Source organism: Propionivibrio sp., from assembly GCF_049316945.1.
Taxonomy (GTDB): domain Bacteria; phylum Pseudomonadota; class Gammaproteobacteria; order Burkholderiales; family Rhodocyclaceae; genus Propionivibrio.
The window spans coordinates 1-4,681 of record NZ_JBMOJE010000223.1; the positions used below are offsets into that span (position 1 = coordinate 1).

Sequence of the window (4,681 nt, forward strand, 5' to 3'; positions counted from 1 at the left end):
TGGTATGCTGCGGACGAGAATACTTGGGATTGGGTCTTTGAAATGCCTATCCTCAGCCACCAGCCACCGAAAAGGCCAATTCCCCAGAAGCTGACGAGGTGCCCGAACATTGGCAAAAAGGTGATTTTGTAGCCGCTACATAATGCCGGATATATCGCCGATCACGGCGAACGGTCTGTCACCTGTTGTTCCCTACTTTGGCTGTGCACCCGCTTGGGAAGACAACTTCACCGGACCTGGCGCAGCGGAGCGATCAGTTTGTTGACTTCGTCGCGCCGGGGAAAGTGCTCGTCGAGTTGCAGTGCCTGCTTGAGGTGCGGGGTAGCCTCCTTGCCCCGTCGCTGTGCAATCAATCCCTTGCCCAGGCAATAGTGTACCCAAGGATCGTCGGGAGCCGCCTTCACTACGCCCTCAAGCACCTTGACGGCTTCGCCGGGACGCCCGTTTGCCCCCAGCGCACATCCCCAGGTGCCCTCGATGATGGCGTTGTTCGGGATGGCTCGGCGAGCTTCGTCAGCCAGTTTCAGCGCCTCGGCGGCACCCTTGTCGGATTTCAGCAGCAACATCGCCAGATTGTTGGCTGCCAGCGGATTACCCGGCGTCAGTTTCAATGTCTGGCGATAACGCGCCTCGGCTGCTTGCAGCTTCCCCTGCGCCTCGTCGATCGTGCCGAGCGCAAAAACCACCGGTGGCAGTTCCTGGGTTCGCAGTACGGCCTCCATTTCCTGGCGCGCTTCGTCATAGCGTTTGAGTCGCAGGAGAACATCCCCCAAGGCAACCCGGATGGTTTGCGTTTCGGCTTCGGAAAGTTTCAGCGCGAGTGCGGCAAGGTACCATCGCCGGGCTTCCTCGTACCGGCCAAGCGATACGCTAAGGTCACCCATCCTCCTTTCAGGTAAGGGAGCGCTGGCGTCCAGCGACTTTACCTTGCGGAAGGCATCGAGTGCCAGATCGGCCTGGTTGTGGCGAAGGAGGAATAACCCGTAGTTGTTCCAGACTTCGGGCCGTTTCGGCGCCAGTCGACTCGCTTCGCTGTACAGGCGCGTCGCGGACGTGACGTCGTTTCTGGCAGCATCGACAAACCGTGCCAGATTGAGGCTGGTGACGTAGAGTGTGGGCGCCAATTCGTATGCGCGGCGATAGGCAATCTCGGCCGCCTTGACGTTTTTCGCGCGCATCGCCTGTTCGCCACGCATCAATAGAAAATGCGGATCAGCGGCATACTTCTTTTCGACGGCGGCAAGCTGCTTCTTCGCTTCCGCTTGCTCACCCTTCCCCTGCAGCGCGTATACACCATGCACCGCAGCCATCAATTCCGCCAAAGCCAAGTTGGGCTCCCGCTTGCTCGCTGCCGCCCAAAGCGCGCGCGCTTCCTTTTCACTTCCGTCATGGAACATGACGGTGGCCAGCGCATGCATCAGATAGGGGTCGCCCGGATTCTGGTCGAGGCGCTGCTTAAGTTCCAGGCCCATCTTGCGCAGTGCTTGCGCGTTACCGCTACCGCGCAGTTTTGCCAGTACTTCGGGCGGAACTTGCTCGGACGGATTGGCGTGCATGTCCGCGGGCAAGCTGAACTGCAATGTGGCACCTGGTTCGGCCAATAAACTTCCCGACTTGCTGCCGGGTGCGGTAGTGACCGGTACCGCCTGCACGCCGGCAACCGCGAGAGCCATGACCATGGCGAAAGTGCGTATGTAAAAGGACATATATCTGCTCTGAGAAAAGAGAACGGTCATAAATCTTAGCATGGCATTTAATTCTGCCGCTTGAAAACGACAAGACCGCCTTGCGGCGGCCCTGTCGTTCCTGGTCAGTCGTTGCTCAGCGCTGGCGACGACGCAGGCCGGCGGCCGAGATGAGGGCCGCTGCCAGTAGTGCCAGCGTGCCGGGCTCGGGCACGACGTTATCCCCTGCAAAGTTAATGCGAAGATCGGACAGTACCGGGGTGAGGTTGCTGTTGCCCGGACGAGTCAGCGTCGCGCGCACCTCGAGAAACTTGCCTGTCAGGTTGACGTCGTTGCCACTAATGACGGTAGTCCAAGCCTCACTGGTCAGATCACCCAAGAGATCAGCAGCTCGAACCTCAATCAGCAGGCCGGTCGTCCCTGGAACAGCACCCTCAGTCTCCTCGTTATAGAAGATCTCATCCCAGTCAGCCCCCGCAACGCCACCGTTCATCACTTTGCGCCAGGTGCCACTGGGGCTGGTGGTGCCACTGACGACCGTGCCGGTCATGTCGCTGTAGTTATAGGGATTTCCACCACCGAGCTCGACGGTCAGGTCGACCAAGTTGGTAGCCGGGTCGATGCGGCTCGCGCTGCCCGAACCGTAGTTGACGGCCCAGACCTTGCCCTTGCTGTCGACCGAGATGCCCATCGGGTTCATTTCGACGGTGATCGTTTGGAGCAGAATGCCGTCGCTGTTTAGACGCGAAACTGTGTTCGTGCCGCTATTGGCGATCCAGACGTTGTCGTCGGGCGTTACTGCGATGCCGCGGTTTTGGTTGCCGCCGGCGTAGGTCTTGGTCCATAGCAAGTTGCCTGCCGAATCAAGTTTCGAAACTGCATTGTTCAAGTGCCCGTTGTAGACGTTGCCCTTGGAGTCCACCGCCAGACCATAGGAGCCGCCGCCTACGTTGTGGTCGGTGCTGATGCCCGTGGCCGGGTCGTAACGCGACAGGCTGCCGTTTGCCCAACCGGCCGACCACAGTACGCCGTTGCCGTCGATCAGGCCGCCATAGCCGCTATTCGCGCCCAGGTCCACCGGCGCACCGATCGCAACACCCGTCGTGCCATCAAGTTTCTGGTGCAGTTTGTTGTTGTAGCCACCGACCCAGACATCATTATTGGCATCGACGGCAAGGGTCCGATTCGCGGTGCCGGGCGTACGGACATAGAGTGAAACCGCCGAATCTGCAGCCGTGCTCTTGCCGCCGAGCGTATCGGCTCCACCGGCGTTGTTCCAGTCCAGCACGTTGAAGTTGCTGCCGTTCCATACGCCCGTGGATGTCGTTCCGGTGGGTGTAGCCGACAGCTTGACCACCGACCCACCCTGTTGTGCATTCGCCTGCGCGCGGTTTCCGACCCAGACGTCACCATTCTTGTCGACCGTGGTGCGAGAGGGGTCAGTTGCCTGGCCCTGAGGTGCTGTGCGGTACTCGCCATAGACAGCGCCGTTGCCGGCCGCTGACTCAGCCAGCGTGACGCGTTTGTCGGCGTCCTGGTGATCCGTGTTGATGCGTACCGCCGTGCCGCGACCCGACATCGCCACCCAGATGTGGTTGAACGGTGTAAGCACAACCTCGTCCAACCGCACATGACCGTTGCCGGTGGCTGGCGGTGGTAGGCCATTGGTGTTGGTCAGCACTCCGGTGGCCCATTCGGCTGTTGTCGAAAAAGTGAAAGAGCCCGCCAAGGCTCCCCCGCTCACCACCAGACCCAGCGACATCACGGCGGCGCTGATTGTACGTTGCGCAAATACAATTTTTCCTAGTTTCATTTTTATCTCCATTGATAAAAAAATATCAACCCCTTAACGCGAGTACCTTAGGTCAGTTACATTGCCTAACCCGATCATTCTTAAGCAAATACTACGCCACGAATCAGAAAGTAAACAAAATCAATCACTTGCGTCTTCGGGGGCCTAGCGCACATCTTTAGACTGTAAAAAAATTCGACAGTTGGCATTCAAAATGGCTGAGCTTCACGGAATTGCGGGGACAGATTCTTCGAGCAGCCATCCCTCGGTTAAGCAGGAGACTTTCATGGTTTAAGCCACTCAAAGAATCAAAGGGGTCAGAGTCGCATTCTTCATGATAGTCCCGCAGATAAAACTCTAACCCAATTCGACAACGGAATCCCCTGACTCCAATAGCCGCTTCGTTTCAGAAAACGACGCCTCGAAAACATTCTTCAAACTTCGGTTGCTCACGTTGCCGCAAGTGATCCAGACAAGCTGTGGAGGCGTACCGTAGCGGCTAACCAGTTCGACAAAATCACTATCCTTGCTGATGACAACGATTCCTGCCTGTTGTGCGGCACGGAATATTTCCATATCGGGGGCGTCCCTCAAACCGATATCGCGTAAAGACAAGGCGTCAACATTGAAGCGTTCGGCGAGCCATGTTGCCAGAGCAGGAGTGGTAACTGAGCGTCTACACAGAATTTCATGCTGCAATGCGAACGATGTCAGTCCGTCTGGCCGCAAACTGGAGGCAGGCTAGTATGTCTTCGCGCTCAAGGTCGGGAAAATCGGCCAACACCTCTTCGAAGCTGATTCCCTCGCCAAGCAGTTCGAGAATGTCGCTGACACGGATGCGCATGCTGCGGATACACGGCTTGCCACCGCACTTTCCTGGCTCAATGGTGATTCGGCTCAACAAGCTGGCATTCATGGTTTCACTCCCGTAAGCTCTGTGACCATAATAACTAAAACTGTAACTACTCAGGTGCTGCCGTTTTTCTCCTTCCCCTTCAAGGGGAAGGCCGGGATGGGGATGGGGTGGTTGCACCGTTACAGGCTTTCCCCCATCCCCACCCTAACGAATAAGGTTAGATCGTGCGAAGCCACGATCTGAACCGTTTGTTGGACGAGCCCGGTCCCTGAGCCGGTTTTGGCCCCCCTTAGAAAATATGTATTTGGGAAGCACCCCGGATTGAGGTTTTTCCTGAAGGGAGCGGCG

The 4,681-nt window shown here is 57.6% G+C and carries 4 protein-coding genes; all 4 read right to left on the minus strand.

What is annotated here, in order from left to right; genetic code table 11:
- Nucleotides 1–227: 227 nt before the first annotated feature.
- Nucleotides 228–1,706 (minus strand): tetratricopeptide repeat protein, encoded by a 1,479-nt coding sequence (locus ACOYNV_RS25760; protein ID WP_422902673.1) that lies wholly within the window; start codon nucleotides 1,704–1,706, stop codon nucleotides 228–230.
- A gap of 115 nt (nucleotides 1,707–1,821) precedes the next feature.
- Nucleotides 1,822–3,498 (minus strand): PEP-CTERM sorting domain-containing protein, encoded by a 1,677-nt coding sequence (locus tag ACOYNV_RS25765; RefSeq protein WP_422902674.1) that lies wholly within the window; start codon nucleotides 3,496–3,498, stop codon nucleotides 1,822–1,824.
- Between the two features lie 336 nt (nucleotides 3,499–3,834).
- Nucleotides 3,835–4,206 (minus strand): DUF5615 family PIN-like protein, encoded by a 372-nt coding sequence (locus ACOYNV_RS25770; RefSeq protein WP_422902675.1) that lies wholly within the window; start codon nucleotides 4,204–4,206, stop codon nucleotides 3,835–3,837.
- Nucleotides 4,166–4,393, minus strand: a complete 228-nt coding sequence (locus tag ACOYNV_RS25775) for a DUF433 domain-containing protein (protein WP_422902676.1) — start codon at nucleotides 4,391–4,393, stop codon at nucleotides 4,166–4,168. The genes ACOYNV_RS25770 and ACOYNV_RS25775 overlap by 41 nt, the downstream gene beginning before the upstream one ends.
- Nucleotides 4,394–4,681 lie beyond the last annotated feature (288 nt).